Origin of the sequence: Fibrobacter sp. UWB7 (genome assembly GCF_900142945.1) — a bacterium.
In the GTDB taxonomy this organism is placed as follows: domain Bacteria; phylum Fibrobacterota; class Fibrobacteria; order Fibrobacterales; family Fibrobacteraceae; genus Fibrobacter.
The window spans coordinates 39,454-61,393 of sequence record NZ_FRCO01000003.1 but is presented as its reverse complement, the minus strand read 5'-3'; the positions used below and the strand labels follow the sequence as shown (position 1 = coordinate 61,393).

22 protein-coding genes are annotated in these 21,940 nt (G+C 48.3%); 5 read left to right on the top strand and 17 right to left on the bottom strand.

From position 1 onward, the window contains the following. Window positions 1-142: 142 nt before the first annotated feature. Together BUC30_RS10150 and uvrC are read right to left on the bottom strand one after the other, a co-directional pair. Entirely contained in the window at window positions 143-613 is a 471-nt protein-coding gene (locus BUC30_RS10150) for a hypothetical protein (protein ID WP_073424749.1), read from the bottom strand. 65 nt (window positions 614-678) lie between these two features. Further along, window positions 679-2,547: an excinuclease ABC subunit UvrC gene (gene uvrC / locus BUC30_RS10145; RefSeq protein WP_073424748.1), complete on the bottom strand. Its 1,869-nt coding sequence runs from the start codon at window positions 2,545-2,547 to the stop codon at window positions 679-681. A gap of 247 nt (window positions 2,548-2,794) precedes the next feature. Here uvrC and BUC30_RS10140 point away from each other — a divergent pair, with 247 nt between their 5' ends. From BUC30_RS10140 to BUC30_RS10130, 3 genes are all read left to right on the top strand, one after another. Continuing rightward, entirely contained in the window at window positions 2,795-3,691 is an 897-nt protein-coding gene (locus tag BUC30_RS10140) for a glycosyl transferase family 2 (RefSeq protein WP_073424747.1), read from the top strand. Between the two features lie 45 nt (window positions 3,692-3,736). Then, entirely contained in the window at window positions 3,737-4,051 is a 315-nt protein-coding gene (locus tag BUC30_RS10135) for a hypothetical protein (protein WP_014545952.1), read from the top strand. 300 nt (window positions 4,052-4,351) lie between these two features. Beyond that, on the top strand, window positions 4,352-5,395 hold the full coding sequence (locus tag BUC30_RS10130; protein ID WP_073425013.1) for a serine hydrolase domain-containing protein: 1,044 nt from the start codon (window positions 4,352-4,354) through the stop codon (window positions 5,393-5,395). Window positions 5,396-5,464: 69 nt separating this feature from the next. Here BUC30_RS10130 and BUC30_RS10125 read toward each other — a convergent pair whose 3' ends face one another. The 10 genes from BUC30_RS10125 to BUC30_RS16100 form a co-directional block, all read right to left on the bottom strand. After that, on the bottom strand, window positions 5,465-5,938 hold the full coding sequence (locus BUC30_RS10125) for a TraR/DksA family transcriptional regulator (RefSeq protein WP_014545954.1): 474 nt from the start codon (window positions 5,936-5,938) through the stop codon (window positions 5,465-5,467). Window positions 5,939-6,068: 130 nt separating this feature from the next. Then, window positions 6,069-7,784, bottom strand: coding sequence for a carboxypeptidase-like regulatory domain-containing protein (locus tag BUC30_RS10120; protein WP_073424746.1), 1,716 nt, complete (start codon window positions 7,782-7,784; stop codon window positions 6,069-6,071). Window positions 7,785-7,999: 215 nt separating this feature from the next. Next, a complete protein-coding gene (locus BUC30_RS10115) occupies window positions 8,000-8,917 on the bottom strand; it encodes an MlaD family protein (protein WP_073424745.1) in 918 nt (305 codons plus the stop codon). Next, window positions 8,910-9,938: an HPr(Ser) kinase/phosphatase gene (hprK, locus tag BUC30_RS10110; RefSeq protein ID WP_073424744.1), complete on the bottom strand. Its 1,029-nt coding sequence runs from the start codon at window positions 9,936-9,938 to the stop codon at window positions 8,910-8,912. The genes BUC30_RS10115 and hprK overlap by 8 nt, the downstream gene beginning before the upstream one ends. Continuing rightward, window positions 9,938-10,255, bottom strand: a complete 318-nt coding sequence (gene raiA, locus BUC30_RS10105) for a ribosome hibernation-promoting factor, HPF/YfiA family (RefSeq protein ID WP_014545957.1) — start codon at window positions 10,253-10,255, stop codon at window positions 9,938-9,940. Before raiA ends, hprK begins: the two co-directional genes overlap by 1 nt. A gap of 184 nt (window positions 10,256-10,439) precedes the next feature. Further along, window positions 10,440-12,071 (bottom strand): RNA polymerase factor sigma-54, encoded by a 1,632-nt coding sequence (gene rpoN, locus BUC30_RS10100; protein WP_073424743.1) that lies wholly within the window; start codon window positions 12,069-12,071, stop codon window positions 10,440-10,442. 8 nt (window positions 12,072-12,079) lie between these two features. After that, window positions 12,080-12,817: an LPS export ABC transporter ATP-binding protein gene (gene lptB / locus BUC30_RS10095; RefSeq protein WP_015731958.1), complete on the bottom strand. Its 738-nt coding sequence runs from the start codon at window positions 12,815-12,817 to the stop codon at window positions 12,080-12,082. Continuing rightward, window positions 12,814-14,157 (bottom strand): hypothetical protein, encoded by a 1,344-nt coding sequence (locus tag BUC30_RS10090; RefSeq protein ID WP_073424742.1) that lies wholly within the window; start codon window positions 14,155-14,157, stop codon window positions 12,814-12,816. The genes lptB and BUC30_RS10090 overlap by 4 nt, the downstream gene beginning before the upstream one ends. Beyond that, window positions 14,157-14,879, bottom strand: coding sequence for an LPS export ABC transporter periplasmic protein LptC (lptC, locus tag BUC30_RS10085; RefSeq protein ID WP_244536584.1), 723 nt, complete (start codon window positions 14,877-14,879; stop codon window positions 14,157-14,159). The genes BUC30_RS10090 and lptC overlap by 1 nt, the downstream gene beginning before the upstream one ends. A 40-nt stretch (window positions 14,880-14,919) precedes the next feature. Next, the gene (locus tag BUC30_RS16100) at window positions 14,920-15,069 is read right to left on the bottom strand and encodes a hypothetical protein (RefSeq protein ID WP_170861531.1); all 150 of its coding nucleotides are present in this window, start codon (window positions 15,067-15,069) and stop codon (window positions 14,920-14,922) included. Between the two features lie 155 nt (window positions 15,070-15,224). Between BUC30_RS16100 and BUC30_RS10080 the strand changes: the two genes are divergently transcribed. Further along, complete coding sequence (locus BUC30_RS10080; RefSeq protein ID WP_073424740.1) at window positions 15,225-15,416, top strand: hypothetical protein; 192 nt, start codon at window positions 15,225-15,227, stop codon at window positions 15,414-15,416. 438 nt (window positions 15,417-15,854) lie between these two features. Here BUC30_RS10080 and BUC30_RS10075 read toward each other — a convergent pair whose 3' ends face one another. The 4 genes from BUC30_RS10075 to BUC30_RS10060 all read right to left on the bottom strand — a co-directional run bounded on the left by BUC30_RS10075 (window position 15,855) and on the right by BUC30_RS10060 (window position 19,941). After that, window positions 15,855-16,316, bottom strand: coding sequence for a hypothetical protein (locus tag BUC30_RS10075; RefSeq protein ID WP_073424739.1), 462 nt, complete (start codon window positions 16,314-16,316; stop codon window positions 15,855-15,857). 37 nt (window positions 16,317-16,353) lie between these two features. After that, the gene (locus BUC30_RS10070; RefSeq protein WP_073424738.1) at window positions 16,354-16,641 is read right to left on the bottom strand and encodes a hypothetical protein; all 288 of its coding nucleotides are present in this window, start codon (window positions 16,639-16,641) and stop codon (window positions 16,354-16,356) included. 1,140 nt (window positions 16,642-17,781) lie between these two features. Then, window positions 17,782-18,255: a 2-oxoacid:acceptor oxidoreductase family protein gene (locus tag BUC30_RS10065; protein WP_073424737.1), complete on the bottom strand. Its 474-nt coding sequence runs from the start codon at window positions 18,253-18,255 to the stop codon at window positions 17,782-17,784. Window positions 18,256-18,273: 18 nt separating this feature from the next. Then, window positions 18,274-19,941, bottom strand: coding sequence for a thiamine pyrophosphate-dependent enzyme (locus BUC30_RS10060; protein ID WP_072829924.1), 1,668 nt, complete (start codon window positions 19,939-19,941; stop codon window positions 18,274-18,276). A 216-nt stretch (window positions 19,942-20,157) separates the two neighbouring features. Between BUC30_RS10060 and BUC30_RS10050 the strand changes: the two genes are divergently transcribed. Next, window positions 20,158-21,336 (top strand): FprA family A-type flavoprotein, encoded by a 1,179-nt coding sequence (locus BUC30_RS10050; protein WP_073424735.1) that lies wholly within the window; start codon window positions 20,158-20,160, stop codon window positions 21,334-21,336. A gap of 196 nt (window positions 21,337-21,532) precedes the next feature. Here the strand turns inward: BUC30_RS10050 and BUC30_RS10045 are convergent, their stop codons facing one another. Continuing rightward, window positions 21,533-21,880: a hypothetical protein gene (locus BUC30_RS10045; RefSeq protein ID WP_073424734.1), complete on the bottom strand. Its 348-nt coding sequence runs from the start codon at window positions 21,878-21,880 to the stop codon at window positions 21,533-21,535. Window positions 21,881-21,940: the final 60 nt, after the last annotated feature.

Genomic DNA, 21,940 nt, shown 5'->3' with positions numbered 1-21,940 from the left:
ATTGGATAACAGCTGGAAGAGCTACGATATTATTTATCCTAATTCAAAAGGCAACGGACGCTATATCCATCTGATTTGTCAATAAAAAAAGCCACAAACAATGCTTTGACATTATTCGCAGCTATTCATCACAATAAAAAAATTAGAATTTGTAAACCTTAAAGGTTTCTCTAGGCAACACTTTCTCGCCCTCACTCGAGAATTCATAATAGTAGCCTTTTTCGCCTGCTTTATTAATAACAATAGAATGCATCATAACATTAGTGCCCTTATCAATCCAATCCCATCTTAAATCCAAACCCTCTCTATAGCAGACTGCAATTTTTCCTTGAGTTCCACCCTCATACAACACAAATCCAAAATAAGGTTCATCTCTAAAATAACCCACCTGAAAACGAACTTTACTTGAACCTCCATACTTGTCTATTGCATACCACCGTTCAACTCCACCAAATTTACTTTCAGAAACAACTTTTCCGTTTAAAACTAACTGCCTATCACGCGGAGCATATTCAATATACTTCGATTTATCCATTAATGCGCAAGATTGCGTTATAACCGAAGTTATAAAAAGAGCTAACAACAATATCACTCTTTTTATTTCAAATTTCATGATTTACCTCTAACATTATCCATTTCTCAAAAACATCACAAATCTAAACAATCAAGGTAATTAAGTCAAATTACATCTTCAGCGGCGTCACCACCGGCGCAATATTCAGCGACTTGTTCGCGGAGTTTTGTGCCGCGGACTTTTCCAAGCAAATCGACGATGTCTTCGAGCGGCGCGTCCATAAACGCTTCGGCGCTCTTGTACTTGCTCAAAATCTTGATGCGGGTTTCGTGACCGACGCCCGGCATTTTGAGCCATTCGACTTCGAGATCTTTTTTGCGTTTGCTGCGCTGATACGTGATGGCGAATCGGTGCGCCTCGTCGCGGGCGTTCTGCAAAAGCTTTAGCGCGGGGCTTGTACGGTGCAGCACAATGCTTTTGCGATCATCGGGGAACACGATTTCTTCGAGGCGTTTTGCAAGCCCGATCAGCGGCAAGTCCTTATCGTGACCGAGTTCCTTTAAAATCTGCATCGTGGCATCGACTTGACCTTTACCGCCATCGCACACCCACAAATCGGGCATGGGGATCCCTTCTTCTTCCAAACGGCGGATGCGGCGGGTCATCACTTCACGCATGCTCGCAAAGTCATCGACACCCGTTACAGTCTTGATGATAAACTTGCGGTAATTGCTCTTGTCAGGGCGACCGTTCTTGAACGCCACAAGGCTTGCAACCGTGTTCGTACCGGACAAATGAGAAATATCCACGCACTCGATGCGGAACGGAGTCTTCTTTAAACCGAGAACTTTTTGCAATTCAAAAACGCTGCTGTCGATTTCGCTGTACTTCTGCACCTCGGCGCGCATTTCCACGAGAATCATGTCGGCATTCGCGGAAGCAAGTTTCAAGAACCCAAGCTTCTCGCCGCGCTGCGGATTCGTGAGCACGACCTTGTGCGTTGTCTTGGACGCAAGCGCCTGTTCAATAGATTCTCGCTCCGACATGTCCGTCGGGAGCGGCACATCCGTTGCAATTTCGCCCGGAATAAATTCCACGTCCATGTACCATTGCACCACCATCTGGCGGAAAATTTCCGTTTCGTCGTCTTCGAGCTTGCATTCCAAGCGGTAGTGGCGGCGCCCACAAAGCACGCCGTTGCGGTACTCGAAAATCACGGCGGCAGCCATCGTGCCATTCCGCTTGAGCGAAAGCACGTCCACGCAGAGGCTCGCATCGGACACATCCGTTTTCTGGTGCGCACTCGTCGCCTTGAGCGCCTGAATCGCATCACGCTTTTTCGCCGCCGTCTCAAAATCCATGCGTTCGCTCGCCTCGAGCATTTCGCGTTCCCAAAGTTGAATCAGGTCATCTCGCTTGCCGCCCAAAAGCATCTGCGTCTGTGCAACTTTCTTCTGGTATTCTTCACGCGTCACAAGCCCTGCACACGGTGCGCCACAACGCCCGATGTGATAATTAAGGCAAGGACGCACCGGCCGATTGAGAGGCAACTTCAGCTTGCATTCGCGAATCTGAAAAAGTCTCGCCGCAATATCTTGCAGCTGGCGGATCATGCGCGAACTCATATAAGGACCATAATACAGGCAGCCATCCTTCTTGACCGAACGGCTCAAAAACAGCCTCGGGAACGGCTCATTCACAGAGAACGCCAAATACGGAAAATGCTTGTCGTCCTTGAGCAATATGTTGTACTTAGGCGTATGCTTTCGGATGAGATTTGCTTCCAAAATAAGCGCTTCAGTTTCGCTCTCCGTGATGATCCACTCGATGTCGCGGATATACGGGAGCATCAGCGTTGCCGCACGGTGACCGGCATGGTCGCTGCCGTCAAAGTAGCTAGACACGCGGTTTTTCAGGACCTTCGCCTTCCCTATATATATGATCTTCCCCTGGGCATTCTTCATGATGTACACCCCAGGTAGCAGAGGGAGTTCCGCCAGTCGTCGCTCAATGTGTTCACTTACAGGAATCATGTAAATTCAAATCTATTTATTTTTTTATATTGTCGCGCCCCAATAAAATCAACCCCTTACCTTTTCTCATTTATGAAATGGTGATCCCCGAATAAATCGGGGATGACAGCATAAAAGACAGGAGATCGCAAAGCCTCAAAAAAACGAAAATACAAAGGTCATTTTACATTTTATAATACTCTAGTTACAAGAAAATTTTATATATCTTACGTAGTAAGTTTCGCACCCCGCCAAATATGGAGAAATAATGAATTTCGAAAACATGAACTTGTTGTCGCAGAAGGTTGAAAGCGTCCTCGGAACAGTACGCGCCCTGCGTGAAGAAAACGCCAAACTCAAACAGCTTCTCGAAGGCAAAGACGCCCAGGCAGAAGACCAGAAAAACTTGTTGGACTCTGCTAACGCAAAGATCGCCGACTACGAAGCCGCCCTCAATGCAAGAGCCAACCAGGCTGCCGCACAGGACGAAGCCATCAACGAAAAGAATGGCATTATCGACAACTTGAACGCTCAAATCAATGAAAAGAATGGTATCATTGACGCCCTTAACGGCCAGGTCGCCGAAAAGAACGGAATCATCGACGCTCTCAACGGTCAGGTCGCTGAAAAGGACAACGCCATCAATTCTTTGAACGGACAAGTTAACGAAAAGAATGGCATTATCGACAGCCTCAACGGACAGATCAACGAAAAGAACGGCATCATTGACGCCCTTAACGGTCAAGTCGCCGAAAAGAACGGAATCATCGACGCTCTCAACGGTCAGGTCGCTGAAAAGAACGGCATCATCGATGCCCTCAACGGCCAAGTCGCCGAAAAGAACGGCATCATCGACAGCCTCAACGGCCAGATGGACGAAAAGAACAACATCATCGATTGCCTCAACGGTCAGGTCGCCGAAAAGAACGACATCATCGACAACCTTAACAACCAGGTCCAGAACCAGGGCAACGAAATTTCCGAAGCCCAGAGCAAGTTCCAGCAGCTCCTTTCTACGATCGAAAGCGAACTCGGCACCGAAATCAATATCAACGAGCCGGCTGCAGAACAAGCCCCTGAACAGCAGGCTGAAAACAAACCTCAGGAAGAAAACCCTGACCTGTTCGCGAGCAATGGAGGCTCGCAACCCGGTTTTTTCGGCTAAGGTGGTTGTTGGATAACGATCCATTCGGCGTAGGAATGAAATAATATGGCAAACGAGACACTTAGATCAGTCAGCATTAACGTCGCTCAAGAACGCATCCACATCCGCACAGACTTGCCCGATACGGACTTGAAGGAAATCGTCGATTTCATCGAAAGTCGTCTCGATAATTCCTCGAAATTTAAACTGGAACTGAAGAAGCAGCTGTGCCTACTGGCTGTGGAGCTCACTTCCGAGATTGTCGAGCTGCGCAAGCAATTGCGCAAGGCCAAAACATACCACGACCTGATGGATAAGGACCTTAGGGAACTTTCGCTCCAGTTGGACGAGGGCCTCCCTAAAGCCGACAACCAAGTTTAAGCCAATCCGGATACATTTAATACACATACGAAATCTCGGTATTTTTGCCGAGATTTTTTTTGTGTTTTTCCCTTGTTTTTAGCCCTCAAGAAACATATATTATACGTGGGCATCCCACGGATTTTACACCCGATCTAACAGGAATAAATCAGCTCGTTGCTCTTGTGGTTCAGTTTAGGCGCGCATCGACGCGAAAAACAAATCCCCGAGGCGCTGCTATCATTGTAAAATAGTAGTTTCGAGTGTTCGTACCGTAGGAGATGCCCTTTTTTTATTGTGGCAAAATTTGCCGGGGCGAAAATGGAGATCTCCGAAAAACTATCCGAACTTTTAGAAAAAGCAGAATCCGAAGATATTTTTGACAAAGCCGTCGTTGGCTATTTGCTCCCAGACGGCTCAAGCCACACCGTTACGCTCAACACCCCCGAAGACACCGTTTTCGACATCGCATCGCTCACGAAGGTCTGCCCCACCTCGACACTTGCACTCTCGTACATTCTCGAAGGCAAGCTCTCCATTGATGCCAAAGTCATCGACTTTATCCCGGAACTCAAGACAAACTACCGCGACGAGATCTACGTTTCGCACTTGCTCACGCACAGCCTCGATTACCGCGTACCGATGAAGACATTGCGAACGCTCTCGCCCGAAGGAATCCTGAACGCCCTTTACACGTACCAGTTCTCTGCCGCTCCGGGAACCATCTTTAATTACGGGAACCCCGCAAGCGTGCTGCTCGGCATTTTATTGCAAAGGCTTACTGGCAAGAACTTACAGGAACAAGGTAACGAGCGATTCTTTACGCCGCTCGGCATGACACGCTCGGGCTACAACCCACTCACGCGCGTTCCGAAATCAGAAATTGCCGCAACCGAGCTTTGCGAATTTCGCCATCGAGAAATCCAGGGCGAAGTCCACGACGAAAGCGCCTGGGTTCTGCAAAAGCTTTTCCCCGTCGGGAGTGCCGGCATGTTCAGTTGCGTCCCCGACCTTCTGAAGTTCGTGAAGATGATTCTGATGGACGGCAAGTTCGAGGACAAGCAAATCGCCCCTGCCGGAATCTTGGACATCGTAAGCCACAACGCTCTCGCCGATAACGTCGGAGCAGAAACCGCCCTCGGCTGGGAACTGAACGCAGCCAAGTTCATGGGTACAAAGGTTTCGCCACAAGCATTCGGCAAGACAGGATTCACAGGAGCAAGCATCGTCGCCGACCCAGACAAGGGAGGCGCCATCATTCTCCTCAGCAACTTCACCTACCCGCATCGCGAACCGAACGCCGACAGGATTCACGCATTCCGCGCCACGCTTGCGGACGCGTTCTTCGGCGCTATTTCGGAATAAAGCAAAAACGGCCCGCGGTACGGGTCGTTTTTTTAAAGGGGATTCCCGCTCAGGGGCGGGAATGACAAATTAGCGGCCAGCGGCCTTGCGGAGCATTTCCTTGCGCTGGGCTTCAGCGAACATCTTAGCCATTTCCATGCGGTTGTCAAGGATTTCCTTTTTCTTGGTTTCTTCCTTGCAGTTCACGCACTTGGTAGCAGTCGGTACGGCCATGAGTCTCGCCTTCGGAATCAGCTGTCCACAGATTTTGCAAACGCCAAAAGTTCCATTCTTGATGCGCTTAAGAGCTTCTTCCAAATAAACAAGGTACTTGCCTTCGCGGGCTGCCAGCGAAAGGTTCGTTTCGAGCGAGTTGATGTCCGTTGCAGAATCTGCACCTTCGGAATCGCCACCGTCACCGGACTGATTCTTCTGGTCCAAGAACACGTTAGCCTTTTCGGAATCGCTCTGGGCGGTCACAAGCTCGCGTCTCTTTTCCAAAAGCATTTCTTCAAAGAACTTAAGATCAGCATCGCTCATCTTTACGGGTTTCTTCTCAGCCATATTAAACTCCTTCTTTGTGAGTTACACTGTGATAAGCACCGCTTTAAATTATCTTTTTTTTACAAAAAAGAACAATTAAAATATTATTTTTCAAAAAAAAATGTTGATAAGTCGGTAAAAAAGACTCATTTTACTTTTGCAATTCATAGAACGCCGTGAGCCATGCCCTAAAACGACTCCAATCCTTGTCATCCGTCTTGTGGACATAAGTACCCGGTCGGAATATCACAAAATCGTTCAGCGCATACGCACCAACGCGAATTCCAGAAATTTTACCCTCAAATAATTCATCAAAATCCATATCCGCTTCATAAGCGACTTCGCCATCTACCATTACAATGACATGTCTTTCATAAATGGCAAACGAGACATGATGGCGTTTTCCATCAAAAAATTCCGCTTTTCCATAATTTTTGTCCGTCGATTTTCCTTCACTAGAATTGAAGCATATCAACTTTGAATCGCTTTCGCACCGAGCCATTTTTATCCCAAGAGTATCATTACCGATAGAAAGCACTGTTCCGTCCTTCGCCGACCCATCAGCCTGTGCCCAAAAACTCACCGCAAAGCCATTTTCTTGCCAATTGTATTCATCAATAACTTTACAACCATTCCCCAAAGCCGTCACTCCTGACAAATCTTCTTGATGGCTTTTATAAACAGCACACATTTCAAAAACATCGTGGTGAAAGTTGAAAAGCGTGTCATCGAACACCTTTTCCGGTTCAACAGTTGCCAACAATTGCTTTATACTTCCATTCCTAGACCGGTCAGCATCCGTTATCCAGCCCCAGAGCAACCAGTGCGCCACAACAGGATCCTTTTTCATTACAGGGAACGTAAACCAATTACGGTTTTCGACCGATTCATTTTCGGCACTTTCAAACATAACGTAGTTTCCCATTTCATCAATCAAGGAATGGGGATCGTAAGACCCGGGATTTGTAAAACGGATCATCGGAACAAACAATTTTTCAAGCGAAGCTTCCAAGCCCGCAGATTCAAGAATTTGCGTCGCCGCTTTAGGCAAAGAAACCACAACGGAATCTATAGGATACCCAGCAGCGTAATCACTGACATAGAGAGTGTCGCCTGGTTCAAGTTCAATTGTCGTAGACGCATCTGTGTGTTCATCCCCATGCCATGCGTAATGGTCCCCGATTTTGCCCATCGGGAGTCCCGTAATCATCGTATAGCCACGTTTTTGATCTTCCTTGGTCAACCGCCCACAAATAAATGTTCCATGGAAACAGATTGAATCCAAATCATCAGTGCGAGTCACATAGTTTGTGTAAAGCAGCATTGAAGCCGGAGCGCCAACTTGTATATTGAACGTCAAAGAGGATTTCTCTCGCCACCAATTAAATTTTTCCATATACCCAAGCATGGAATCCGGCGTTCCTGAAATCGAATAGACCTTTGCCAAGACTCTAAATGTCCTGTCCTTTTTGCCACTATCGACAAAGCCAAATGAATAGTGACCATCACAATCCGTTTCTGCGGAATCCACAGCGTAAGTGTGGTGGGTAACAGAATCGACTTCGGCAAGATAGAGATGTGCATGCGGAACACGAATGCCAGCCGTATCAGTCACATAACCGGCAAGATGTACTGCCGTTTCTGTTGGTGGAGTTCCAGGATCTGGTTCCTGATAATATTTCACAGAAGTCGTGTCATCGCTGCACACTTCAAAAATCGAAGGATTAGACTTGGTTTCAGGCTTAGTTTCAGGTTTAGCTTCGGCTCCTGTATTTTTACCAGCACCTTCATTCACTGACGCAGGATCGTCTCCACAAGCAGCCAAGAGCAATACGACAAACAGAAACGCAATCCTCAATCCAAGCATATTTCCTCCTTTATTGCAAACATACAACGATTTGCAAACTAAATATAAATTACAAAATAATTTAAAAGGAGATGCCCTCCCCATACGCGGATCATGACTACTAAGCAGCAAAGCTGCAAGTAGTCAAAGAGATCAAGTCGGGCATGACAACGCTTAGAAAGGCAAAAAGCAATTAACTAATAACAAACTGCCGACTGTCTACTTTCTACTGCCTACTAAAAGATATCTACGTTGAGCTTGAGACCGTCTTTTTTGACGCCACTGAGCAACGCATCGAAGTCTTTTTGCAGCAAATCGAAGTCTTTGTGGAACTTAGAAGACTTATCGAGGAACATTCTTGCCGAGCCTTCGCTTTCGTCAAACTTGGAGACAATGGCAAGCGCCTCGTTCTTTGAAGCATCAACACGGTCCAACAGTGCACGCACGCGGTCCATAGCTTCGTTTGCCTTTGTAGCGGTTTCGCCACCGCGGTCCGAAAGTTCCTGCAACGAGCGTTCAAGCTTTTCGCCCGCTTCGTGATAAGCGTCGAGCAGTTCATCCACCATGGATTTCCACTTGCGGATATCGGCATTCGTCACACGGATGAGTTTCTTGGCTTTCTTGCCGACACGCTCCATGCGCTTACCCGTCTCGCCCACCGTCAATGAATCTGCAAATACAGTAACCATTTGCTTGATATCGCCAATATCCTTGAACACGGCGGTCAAGTTTTTCGAAATCCCGGAAGTACCCTCGTCGTAAAGACCACTGACAGTATCGCCATCAGCCACTAGCTTGCTAGAGTTACCGGTGATAATGCTCATTTCGCGCTCGCCCATGAGGCCTGCTGTCACGAGACGGAATTCAGAGTTCACAGGAATTTTCGCATCGGCAAGCACGCGAGCAGAAACATAAACGGCTTCGTCCGTAAGCTTTACATCGACAATCTCGCCCATCGCAATGCCACGGACGCGCACAAGGTTTCCCGGAGAAAGCGTACCGATCGTTTCGTATTTTACGACAAACGTATAGCGCTTGTGATACGGGCTAGACGGATGGAAATAATAAGCCGCCAGCCCACACGAGACCACGATAATGAGAAAAATAAGACTTGCTACAAAATTTTTCTTGATTTTAAACAGCAAACTATTCATAGAAAGACCAGTTCTGCGGATTAAAATCTAGCAAATCATCCGTATATTCACCCTTCGCCTTCGCCTTAATCTTCTGCATCAAGGACTCATTGAAGTCCCGAGCCACGTTTTGCCCGCTCATTTTCATGAGGACATTCATGGCAATCACTTCAGAAATCACGGTCATGTTCTTGCCGGGTGCCACAGGCAATACCACTTTCGGGATATTCACGCCCATGACGTTTTCTTCCATCTCGTTTAGGCCCGTGCGTTCGTACGAAACATCTTGACGCCACTGCTGGAGTTCGACAATCATTTCGATTTTCTTGACTTTACGAATGGCATGAATACCGAACATCGAACGAATGTCCAAAATACCCACACCGCGAATTTCCATGTGATGACGGATCAGCGGATCCGGGCGTCCAATAATGGAGTTTCCGACATGGCTAATGTGAACAACATCATCTGCCACCATGCGGTGCCCGCTTTCGACAAGGTCAAGTACACATTCGGACTTACCGACGTTACTATCGCCCACGTAGAGCATGCCCACGCCATAGACGTCCACGAGGCTTCCGTGAATCACGGCATGCGGAGCAAAGAATTCATCGAGAATTCTCTGGCCCATCTTGAAAAATTCAAACGTGTGAAGCGTTGTCGAGAACAGCGGAATATGCAAGCGGTTGCACATTGCCTTGAGTTCATCATGCGGAGTCTGCGCATGCGTCACGACCCACATCGGCGCACGGAATACAGACAAATTTTCAAAGATCTTCGTTCGCGCTTCTGGTCCAACCGATTCCAGGTAATTCCATTCCGTATGGCCAATCACCTGAATCTGCTGCGAACTATAAACTTTAGTATAACCAGCCATGGCAAGGCCAGGGCGGTGAATTCCGCTTTCTTCGATGCAGGAGTTCATGTCCTCATCGGGGCAATGTTGCACCATCTGCAAATCTTTGCCGTAGCGGATAAAAAAGTCCCGCACCGGGTAGCGTTCCCGGTGCAGGATCTTGATGTCATTTAATCTATCAGCCATTACGTGAGTTCGGAAACCGGCTGAGATCTGTGATCGTTCTGCTTGTCGTTGGCCTTCTTGAGCTGGACCTTGATACGTTCAAGCGTTACGTCAACTGCCTTGCCCATGTTTTCTTCGTCGGCAGAAGCGACAATGACGGAACCTGTGATGTTGACAGAAATTTCGCAATGACGCTGGTGTTCAACTTCGTGGTCGAGAATTACAGAGGCGCTAGTGATATTCGGGTAAAATTTGGCCAACTTATCCATTTCTTCCTGAATACGGTCCTGAAGACCTGCCGATGCGTTAAAATGACGAGCAGAAAACTGAATATCCATGATAAACCTCCGTATGTTAATGTTACGATTTACTTACGTTTAAAAACATTTTGGAACTTGCGTTCCGCAATTAAAGTATATACATCTTTTTTTTTCAAAAGTCCACAACTAAATTGGATTTTGCAAAAAAATTCGTTCCATCTTGGAATATTTGCTATAGCGAATTGCCGAAATTTCGCTTTTTTTAGCGCTTTCTTTGGTTCTTTGGCAAAATCTTGAGCTCTTTCTCGCGGTATTTGGCGACTGTACGGCGTGCCACCTTGATTCCCTGCTTCAAAAGCTCGTCGCTGATGTCCTGGTCAGAGAGCGGAGAAGACTTGTCTTCTTCGTCAATGAGCGTCTTGATAGCGTCGATAATCTGCGCAGAACCCACTTCTTCAGCATCCGGGGCTGTGCCCTGCTTCACACCGGACGTAAAGAAATGTTTAAGTTCGTACATGCCGTAAGGGGTTTCCACGTACTTCTGGTCAGTCGCGCGCTGCACCGTGCTCACCGCCAAATGGACATCGTCGGCGACATCCTGGAGGATCATCGGCTTGAGGAACGCGGGGCCGTTTTCGAAGAACCCGCGCTGGCGCTTGACAATCGCGCGCATCACAAGTTCAATCGTCGAGAAGCGGTTATCGACCGCCTTGATGAGGTCCGTCGCCTTCGCTAGCTGCGCCTTCACGTATTCCTTATCCTGCTTTGATGCAGACGGGTCCGTAAGAATCGCCTTGTACGTCTGGTTGATGCGGAGCGACTTCTGCATCTTGGTCTTGAAGCAGACAACTTCGTAATTGCCTTTCTTTTCGACAACCTTCAAATCCGCATTGATAATGTGCGAATACGAATGCGAAAGCTGGAAGCCCGGGTGCGGGCGCAAACGCGAGAGGCTTGCAACAGCCGTCTTGACTTCGTCAGCGGAAACGTTCAACGCCTTTGCAATTTTTGCATAGCGGAGCTGCAAAAGATTCTCGTATTCTTCTTCGAGAATGCGGATAGCAAGGCTCGGGAAATTCGGGATTGCGTACGCCTGAATCAAGAAGCATTCGCGCTGGTCGCGGGCACCAATGCCGCTCGGCTTGAAGGACTGCAAAACGTGAACAGCTTCGCGCACCGGGAGGCTTGCGTCTTCGAGCTTGAGTTCCCCACGGAGCACGCGTTCAATCTCGTCAATGTACTTGTCGTCCGACTGGACAACCATCGCTTCGGATTCATTGTCGCGGTTTGCATCGCAAAGGAATCCATCGTCGTTTATGGAGTTGATGAGGTACTGGACCAACTTGCGGAAATGCTCTTCGGTCACGCCGTTTTCTTGAAGCTGTTCCTGCAATTCACGGGTGCCGTTCCAGAGGCGGAGCTGGTCATCGAGCTGTTCCTGCAAGCTCTTGCCCACGTCCTTGATCGGGCGATCCCAATCTTCGTCCGGGTCCTTCCCGCCAGAATTCAAATCGTTAAAAGGAGCGTCATCGTACGATGTGCCATCACCCAAATAGCTATCCCAGTTCACATCCGAAGATTCGCCATCGAGGTAACTGCTATCGACGTCAGCAGTATCGTCCAGAGAACCGCGAGCCATGTCCTCGATATCATCAGGGAATTCATCCGAATCTGCACGCGGATCGAGTTCTTCCGGGTCCTTGTCGACGGGAACTTCCTGATCGTCAAAGTCGCCATCGTCCACTTCCAAGAGCGGGTTGACTTCGACTTCTTCCTTGATGGCGGTTTCCAGTTCCTGCGAAGTTTTCTGAAGCATCTTCACAGACTGGAGAAGCGCAGGAGATAGTGTTTGCTCCTGCGTCTGTCCGATATTTGCCTGCATTCCAAGATTCATAATAACTCCTAATCCAAACGGAAAGAATCTCCGAGATAAATACGACGTGCTTCAGGGTCTTCAGCGAGGTGTTGCGAAGAACCTTCCGTGAGCACCTGGCTCTTATACATGATGTAAGCGCGGTCCGTAATCGAAAGCGTTTCGCGCACGTTGTGGTCCGTGATGAGCACGCCCATGCCGCGGTCCTTGAGTTCCGAAATAATGGACTGGATATCGGCAACGGCAATCGGGTCAATGCCCGCAAACGGTTCGTCGAGCAAGAGGAACGAGGGATCGCTTGCAAGTGCTCGTGCAATTTCCAAGCGGCGGCGTTCGCCACCAGAGCAGCTCATGGATTTCGTCTTACGGATGTGCGTAATCTTGAATTCTTCGAGGAGCTGTTCCAACTTCTTTTTGCGCTCGGCACGCTTCATGTCTTGCGTTTCGAGAATCGCCATGATGTTGTCTTCAACAGAGAGCTTGCGGAAGATGGACGCTTCTTGCGGGAGGTAGCCCACGCCGAGGCGGGCGCGCTTGTACATTGGCTTGTCCGTCATCTCGATATCGTCCAAAAAGATGTGGCCTGCATCCGGGCGGACCATGCCCACAATCATATAGAACGTGGTCGTCTTGCCGGCACCGTTCGGGCCGAGGAGCCCGACGATTTCGCCCTGCGAAACTTGAATGGAGACATCGCTCACCACCTGACGATGACCATAAATCTTGCGCAGCTTGTCGGTGCGTATCGTGCTAACCAAATTTTTCACTGTGCGTCCTCCGTTTTCGCAGATTCGTCCGTCGGCTTTCCTTTTTCTCTCCGACGGTTTAAAAGACTTCTCAACCTTTTATCATTCGCTGATTTCTTTATCGTCGTTGAATCGCTTTCTGTCAAGTTTTTCTTTGAACTTTTTTCTTTTGCGGCAAGCGAATCAAGCCTTGCGAGCGAATCCTTCTTGGCGTTTTCCTTGATACGGTTAGCCTTTTCCAAGTCGATAAATCGACCACTGGCATTTGTCTTTCTGCCCATGAGCTTGAGCGACTTCACCGCGTTCTTCTGAGCATCGAACAAGATGTGAATCGTGTCGCCCGTTGCCTCGTTCTTGCCAGAGACCGTCCTATCCTTTTTCACATAAAAGTAGGTGCTCTGAGCTTTGCCCGAAACAATCGCGCGGTCCATGCGGCCCTTTTTAAAATACAAATCGAGACGGTCGCCGTCCATCAAATTGCGGTATTCTTTTAAATCCGTTTCGTAGAAAAATCCCTTGGCGTTCACGTTCACGTAAAGGCGTTCAATTTTTCCTTTTTTGAATTCGCAGTAAAGCGTATCGCCGAAGGCTTCGGTCACGTTGCCGGGATTGCCTCGTTTCGGAGCTTCGTTCTGGATGCCATGTGCGTTGCGGATCACGAGTGCGGACTTGAGCATCTTGCCCGTTTCATCGAGCACGAGGAAAATGGAATCGCCCGTGAGGTGGTAATTTTTCATATCGCAAGTCGGATGGCCCTTCATGCTGAGCCAGTTGTCTTTGCGATTAAAATAACCCGTATCGCAAGTGACCACGAGATCTTTCTGCGTGAGCTTCACATCTTGAAAGGCTTGCGCAAAGCTGTTCTTCTTGTCGAAAACGAGGAACTTGGATTCAATCTTTACAGTATCGATTTTTCCGTCCTTCTGCTTTTCGTACTGATAAAGTCTCGGTGACATTGGGATAGTCACAATGTCTTCTTTGCGGTCGTACTTGAGGTACTGACCGGTCATGAGGTAATTGCCCGCAGAATCGCCAGCGCTCACTTCACCGGAGGCAATCGCAATTTCGCTTTTTCTTTGATAAGAGCCGTTCCTTGCGCGAACGAATCCAGACGGATGCGTGAAGAGGAACCCGCCGCCACATTCAACCGTTTCGGTATTGCGGTTCCAAGAAGCGCGCTGCGTCTTGAAAGCAACGCTGTCATGGACAAAGTGGACATTGCCGGTCAAGAGGAGAGTTCCGCGCTTGCGCGACACGTCGAGGTTGTCGGCGTGGTACATGATGAGCGGCGAGGACTGCGCAAAAGCGAGAGTAGAGGCAAGGAAGGTCGCGGCGACGAAGAGGAATGCGCGGAAATTCATCACAGTTTCCCTGCCTTTGGCTTAGGCGGGAGACCGCGTGGCGGAGCCTTTCTAGACGGTGACGATGCGGGCTTTGACGCCTGCGATGACGAGGACGGTGGATTGCTTAGACGTTCCGCCTCAGCCTGTCGTTTGTCTTCATCCTTCATGCGCTTTGCCGCATCTTGGAAAATACCCGTCACGTTAGAAAGGATTTTCCAGTTGTCGAACTGCGCATCACTTTCAAAACCGACACCCTGCAACACATCGCCATCTTCAGAAACAACGCGCACATAGCTTGCGGTTCTGACCAAATTATCCTTCTTGTTCCAGAGGAGCGAATCCGCACGGACCGAGGCGCCCTTGGGAGTCAACGCATAAACGTGGCCATAAGCGTAAACGTACGTGAATGTCATGTCGAGACTGCCGGAGTCCGCACGCAAGAACGCCACACGCTCGCCGATGGAATCGTAAATGTCCACGAACACCGGACGCACCGTCACAATTTCCTTGTCGGCCCAGCGTTCTAGATAAGCTGTTTTCAATCGCCAGTTGAGCACGCCCTTGTCGTAGCTGTCGAGAAGCGTCGTATCGGTAAAAAGCATCTGCGGGCGCTCGACACGAATCCAAGGCTTGGGTTCTTCGATTTCTTCGCAACCGAGCAAAAACACAGCTAGAATAACACACGCGAAAACGCTCCACAAGCGAAAAGCCGGCGCAAGCGTATTCTGAATGTTCTGCAAAAATTGTGCCACAAACACAAATTACAAATATAAAAGCACGTTATTTAAGGTTTTCTCGAAAATTTGAGGGAATTTGGGCGATTTTCCTCGTGACAAGCTCCATTTCTGCAGGACTCAATCCGAGATATTCGTCAACATCCCCTACTTTCCACCCTTTCTTTTCCAACTTTTGTTTCTTTAATTTGTCCATAAGTCAATCCTTCGCGTCATACTAAAAATATTTTCCTTTTGACGTGGAGTCAAGGGAGCGAATTTCAAGAGATAACCAAAATATTCATTACAACCGAAATCAAAAGTATTGATTTAAAATGACATTTATAGCATATTTAAAAAAAGGAGTCGAACATGGCGACATTGCAATTAAGAGTAGATGCCAAATTGAAGAAAAAGTCAGACGATTTGTTCCAATCCAATGTCCACCACTCCCCTGAAGATTTATCTCTTGAAAAGGCGATTAGCGATACGCGGAAGCAAGAAAATCTGCACGGGCTCTATTCATCTGCACAAGAAGCCGTAGCCTCCATGCAGGAGGATTAAGAGTGTTCCAAATAATTAACGATGAACTGATTCTTTCAGCTACAGCAGCAGGAACACACGCAGATTTATTCGGGAAATAACACAAGATTGAATACACAAAAAGGACTGCGCGGGGGCAGTCCTTTTGACGCAAAATTAAGGGGACGAAAAGATTGTATATCATTTATGAATTGGTCAAAAAAACTAATTCAACCTAATTAGGCGGGCGAACAATCCGCCATTTTTACGGTGCCAAAAAACGTTACAGAAAATGAGACATACGCAAGCGTCCCGCACATATATGTGTGAGCGGGCTATATTGCAAGGCAACTCGTGCGCACCTTCGGCACGCCCGCGTCGCTCTTGCAACGAAGCCAAGCTCTTTACACTCGGTTTTATACATCATTGACCAGGAAATTGCCGCCCATATCAAGGAAAGGCAGCATCTCATCAATGCAGTTAGTATTCCGTTTCCCACGGAGCAAGACCTCCGAACAAGTAACGAAGATCAACCACAGAGACTTGTGCTAAATTGAAAAAATTCGCTAGCGCTATTGAATTGGTTATGTCTTTTATTTTTTTTACTTCTCCATTAGTATATGTTGCATCTATTTCGCATTCAAAACGTTGCCCAGCACCAACATCCTCGCATTTAATGAGGGATCGGCGAGTATTTTTTTCCCCATCATTCATGACCCACATATCCATATCAAGTGTAATTACGCTATTGTCTTGTGACACCATAATTTTGGTTGTTACTCCGCGATCTTTTTCTTTGACTTTTGACAAAACACAACGTGATCCATCAAGACCTAGAGTCGCCTTGATACCAGCATTGGGGAAAACTTCACCGCATGGTTTCTGAGCTGCCATTGCAGCAACAGACAAAACCGTGATAAGAATGATTATGATCTTTTTCATGTTTTACCTCTTGGGATTAAATTTGTTTTGACTCATGTTAATGACGATTTTTTTTGACTTCATTTTCATCGATATAAAAAACTTGTTCACCTGGATCATCTTTAATTGAAGAAAAGTCTAAATCATCCTTTCCTTCAGAAGAAATTTTTTGAGCCCATTGTGGATCAAGTTCTTCTAAAAGTTCGGATTTTTCGGTTTGAAGCATGTCGATTTGTTTTTTTTGTTCCTTGATAGCATCTAAGGCATCGCAAATTTGCGTTTGACGCATCTTAATTTGCATATCTATATCACGAATTCTTGTCACAATTTCACTCTTGTCGTCCATTTTTACTCCTTTTTTTTGGGGGGGGATTTTCATGACACACTATCCAATGTTCAGAAAAGCATCATTGCATTTGTCTTCATCAAGATTTATAAGGTTCTTTAAAACGAAACCTTACATGTAGGTCTCTATTTTTGATACTTCTCCATCGTTAACACCTATAGAGTTCACCCCTGCTTAACAAAGAACTTCGCCAAATTTTGCGAGAATACAAAAAAAGGCGCAGATCGTTGCATTTATCACTCTGAGGCTCTGCAATGCCTGTACAAGATAAACGCAAACGACCCACGCCCCAAAAGGGCTGTTGCCCTTGGTCATACGACCAAAGACCGACTCAAAAGTCGGTACAGCAAACTGAAACACACCGCTAAAGCGGCATGCCCGCGTGAGCGTTCGCCTTGCCCTCTTGTACGTGAAATTTGCAGATTTCAGAGTGAGAACAAGAGCAAAAACTCTATTTTAAGAAAAAGATAACTTAAAAAAAGGAGAAACGCACAAAAACTTTACAAAAACGAACATTTTTTTTGAAAACAGCGAATTTTAGTCATTGCAAATGAAAACATGTATTCCAAAACGGAACAATCACATTCCCCAATTCTATTTCTATCAAATAAGCAATGACAAATCTAGTCTTGTTGACTTTTTTCCCAAAAAGTATATTTACTATAGAGCCCTTGGTTGGTGAATGTCGGCTCCATGCCGTGCGTTTCTTTGGAAACCTAGCCGCTGATGGGACTCCATTTTTTTGCTCTAACGGATTCTTATCCGTATAGAATTTACCGTAAAACTAGTTTGTTCGAGCATCGCAGGGTGGATGTGGCAGGACAAGCCGGGCGTTGCGGGTGCGGCGTCTGAGCACCCGCAGTAGGGGTAGCGAAAGACCCGACTAGGGTGGGATATACAGAAAACGCCCACTCATTTGTGGGTGTGATTATAAGGGCGGGAGTCGGGGCTGAAGCGAGGGGGATTCCTCCCCCCTCCATACATAAAAAGAACTGCGCAAGGGCAGTCCTTTTGAAATGTTACCGGATCCTTCACTTCGTTCAGGATGACGAGTGAAAGCGGCGTCAGGATGACGCTATAAAAAAGGCGACCCCGGCACAGTGGCCGGGGTGACATTGTAAAGGCGAGAGCCTTTGTTACTTAGCCTTCGCGGCCGAGCATGAAGGCCTTCTTGTTGCCTTCGTGGAACTTTTCGGCAAAGAGCTTGTTCAAAGCAACGAGCCACTGGTCCACGGTGAAGTCGAAGTGCTTGGAAAGCTTGCCGAGCATGGCGACGTTCAAAGCCTTCACGTTTTCGAGCTTGGAAACATCAATGTCAGCCGGCGTGAGGAGCACGCCACCCTGCTTCATGTAGGCTTCGTTCACGACAACCTGCGTCTCGTCAAAGACAACGAGGTAGTCGGCTTCGCCGCACGGGATCATCGGGGACTGCACTTCTTCATCCTTGGCAAAGCGCACGTCAGAAGCGATGGAACCACCGCGCTGGCTCATGCCATGGACTTCGGCTTTCTTCACGTCGTAACCTTGTTCGAAAACAAGTTCGGCCATCACGTCACTAGCCTTGATAACGCCTGTGCCACCGAGGCCTGCAAATTTAACGTTCATTACGCTCATAATTATTCAACCTCTCTATTAAAAGTTATTGTTCTTCTTGGCAGCGGCTTCTGCTTCGGCCAAAGCCTTTTCGGCCTTTTCCTTGTTTGCCTTGTCCCAGGCAAGGATGCTCTTGAGGGCGAGAATGCAGGGGCTCTTAGCGACGATCAAAGTGAGTTCGTCCTTTTCGAGGGATTCCTTCACGAGGCGCTTGAATTCTTCCGGTTCCTTGACCTGGTTCACTTCATAGACGTTGTCGAAACCGGCGACCTTTGCAACTTCCTTGTAGTCAATCTTGTAGGCCGGGCTGTGGTCGAGGTGACGGCCCGTACCCGGGTGTTCCTGCTGACCGGTCATAGCGGTAATGCTGTTGTCCAAAATGATGACGACGTGGCCAGTTTCCGGGCGGTTGTAACCCGCTTCCACAAGGCCGGTGATGCCACTGTGAACAAACGTAGAGTCACCAATCACGGAGACAACGCGCTTTGCCTGTTCGCGCGGGAGCACGTTACGGAGGCCGATACCCATACCGATAGCGGCACCCATGTCAATCATGTAGTCCATAGCGCTGATCGGCGGGAGAGCGGCGAGCGTGTAGCAGCCGATGTCACCGGAAACGATGCAGTCGAGTTCCTTGAGAACTGCGAAGGAACTGCGGTGCGGGCAGCCCGGGCAGAGCATAGGCGGCTTACCCTTGACCGGAACCGGATCCGGGTTCTTGTCGCCAGCGATAATGCGGCGAACGCGGTTCACGTCGAGTTCACCAAAGCGGAAAATCGGGTCAAACTTGCTTTCGCACTGGATGCCAGCGGCCTTGATGTTTTCGGCAAGCCACGGGTCGTTTTCTTCGATGACCATGAGGCGCTTGCCTTCGAACTTCTTCGCAAAATCCTTGATGAGCTGCATCGGCAGCGGATAAGTCATACCGAGCTTGAGGATGCTTGCTTCCGGGGCGGCTTCGCGGACGTGGTGGTAGCTGATGCCGCTCACGATGATACCGAAGTCAGCGCTGCGCATTTCAACCTTGTTCGGGCCTTCGGCAACGTTCCAGGCTTCCATTTCGTCCATCTTGGCGCGGAGGCGACGGCCAGCCGGCTTCGAGAAGCCAGGCACCATCACGTGCTGGGCGATATTGCGTTCGAAGTTCGGCACCATAGCCGGGAGTTCTTCCTTCGGCACGACGATAGACTTGGAATGGTCCACACGGGTGGTCATGCGGAGGATGACAGGAATCTTGAACTTTTCGCTCGTCTGCATGGCGATGCGGAAGAAGTCGTAGGCTTCCTGGGAGTTGGACGGTTCGAACATCGGGCACACGGATGCCTTCGCGTGATTACGCGTATCCTGTTCGTTCTGGGAGCTGCCCTGACCCGGGTCATCGGCAACAATCCACACCATGCCGCCATCGACACCCGTGTAAGTTGCAGTATAGAGAACATCACTTGCCACATTCAAGCCAACCATCTTCATGGTGACCACACTGCGGGCATGTCCAAAAGCGGCACCGAGAGCGACTTCGGCAGCGACCTTTTCGTTCGGAGCCCACTGGGCATAGCCGCCCAGTTCAGAGTAATCTTCCAAGATTTCGGTGGACGGAGTTCCCGGATAACCTGCGGCAAGCTGCACATTGCAATGACGCATGGAAAGGGAAATGGCTTCGTTGCCCGAAATCAGCATCTTTTTCGCATTTGGATCAAAAGCTGGCATGATATTCCTTTTTTGTTTTAATCGTTTTTTAAACGAACTGCAATATAGAAAAAAACTATTTTGTGCATCCTTGGCACGGACTTCAAGAAACGCAAAAACAAGAAGTAATTTTTTGTTATATATTATTAAGGTTTTAACTATGTATAAAACTCCGAAAAAGGAGATGCCCGAACAAGTCGGGCATGACAAGTTTAGGATTAAAAAAAGAGGAATAAAATGATTGTTTCAGATTTTAGCGAAAGCATTAAGTTCGTTGGAGTGGATGACCGCGAGATTGATTTATTTGAAGGGCAGTACAAAGTTCCTGACGGAGTTTCGTACAATTCCTACGTGATTTTTGATGAGAAGATTGCGGTCACGGATTCCGTAGACGCACACAAAGTAAGTGAATGGTTGACAAATGTTGAAAATGCATTGCAGGGCAAAACGCCCGACTACCTGATTGTCCACCATTTGGAACCCGACCACGCTGGCGGTTTTCTCGAATTCATCAAGAAGTACCCGGACGCAACCATCGCCGCATCTGCAAAGGCACTTGCGTTCATTCCGCAGTTCGTCAAGCTCCCGGAAGGCACAAAGACGCTCACGCTCAAGGATGGCGACACGCTTTCGCTCGGCAAGCACACGCTAAAGTTTATCGCGGCCCCGATGGTCCACTGGCCCGAAGTCTTGCTCAGCTACGACGAATCCGAAAAGATCTTGTTCTCTGCTGATGCGTTCGGCACATTCGGACTTTCAGGCAAGCTCGGCGAAGATTGGGTGAGCGAAGCGAGACGCTACTACATCAACATCGTCGGGAAATATGGCATGCAGGTGCAGAGCGTTTTGAAAAAGCTCGCCGGAATCGAGGTCAAGACGATTTGCCCGTTGCACGGCCCAGTTCTTACAGACAATTTAAGTTTCTACATTGACAAGTACAACACCTGGAGCAGCTACACGCCTGAAACGCAGGGCGTGTTTGTCGCCTACGCTGGCGTTTACGGCCACACGGCAGAAGCCGCAAAAAAACTCGCCGATTCGCTCCGTGAAAAAGGCGTTGACGTGACAATTATGGATTTGGCCCGCACGTACTCTTCGGAGACGGTCGCACAGGCATTCCGCTACAGCCATCTCGCCGTATGCGCGACAACGCTTGATGCCGGCCTCTTCCCCGCTGCCGAAAAGTTCCTCACGCACATCAAGGCGAAAAACTACTGCAACCGCAAAGTCGGCATTGTCGAAAACGGCACATGGGCGCCGATGGCCGCAAAGAAAATGCACGAGATTCTCGATACGCTCAAGAACGTGACATTCTGCGAAACAACGGTCACACTCAAGTCCGCCCTCGACGAGACTTCTGCAGCAAAGCTCGAAGAACTCGCCGTAGAATTCGCAAAGAATTTGGGGAAAGCGTAGTAGGCGATAAAAAAAGGAGATGTCCTGTCGGAGCAGGGCATGACAGAATCCATGCAAAAAAAGTCGGCGGATGCCGACTTTTTTTATGTGTTTGAGGATTGTGTATGGAGATTCCGGCTCAGAGGCCGGAATGACACTAAAAAAAGGTGACCCCGGAATGGGATCCGGGGTAACAAGCGCGAGGAGCGTTCGCCAGTTATTTCCTGCTGGCGAGTTCCTCTTCGAGTTTCTTGTTGCGGCTGTCCTGCATTTCGCAGACATTTTTAAGGTTGTTAATTTCGGCGTTCTGCTTAGCCACCTGTTCTTTGAGGTCTTCGCACTTTGCAGCAAAGGTCTGTTCGGATTCAATGCGGCTGTTCAGTTCCTTGCGGAGGCTATCCACGGAATTGCGGAGCTTTTCGACGGCATCGTCGGCATCTTTCAAGACCGGGTTATCGCAAGTTTCAGATTCTTCACAAGAACAGCACTTAAAAAATTTCTTCGTAATGGCAACAGTCGCTGCGGCACCGAGAATGGCACCGACTAAAAAGCTATTCGTCTTCATAGTCAAACTCCTTGTAATCAAATCCACCTAATAATATCCATTAAAAAAACGGGAAAGTCA